The sequence below is a fragment of the Micromonospora noduli genome (assembly GCF_003264365.1).
Taxonomy (GTDB): domain Bacteria; phylum Actinomycetota; class Actinomycetes; order Mycobacteriales; family Micromonosporaceae; genus Micromonospora; species Micromonospora noduli.
In genome coordinates, this window is the sequence record NZ_PYAK01000156.1 from 1 (window position 1) to 447 (window position 447).

General features: G+C 37.4%; 1 protein-coding gene. It reads left to right on the top strand.

Translation table 11 applies throughout. The annotated features are described in order from the left end of the window. Positions 1-339: P-type ATPase actuator domain-containing protein (locus tag GUI43_RS33330; RefSeq protein ID WP_441004850.1), on the top strand; the 339-nt coding region annotated here is incomplete at its 5' end. Between the last annotated feature and the right edge of the window lie 108 nt (positions 340-447).

The following is a 447-nucleotide window of genomic DNA, read 5'->3' on the forward strand; positions in this document are numbered from 1 at the left end:
CCGCTTACATTTTTTGATACTCCTCCTATGCTTTTAGTTTTCATAAGTCTGGGCCGATGGTTAGAACATATCGCGAAAGGAAAAACTTCAGAAGCTTTATCAAAACTTTTATCCTTAAAAGCTACGGACGCCTTATTGGTGTCAGTAGGCCAGGATTTTGAGATTTTATCTGAGAAACAGATATCGGTGGATCTCGTTCAAAGGGGTGATATTTTAAAAGTTTTACCAGGTGCCAAAGTTCCAGTTGATGGGAAAGTTATTTTTGGGCATTCTGCCTGTGATGAGAGTCTTATAACCGGTGAAAGTATGCCTGTGATTAAGAAGAAAGGTAAAGGATAAAATTGGAATGTTTAAAAAAGAGACACATTTGTAATTTCTTTCTTTTGTTTAAGGTTCCGGAGTTATTGGTGGCTCGATAAATCAAAACGGTCTCCTGTTAATAACTGC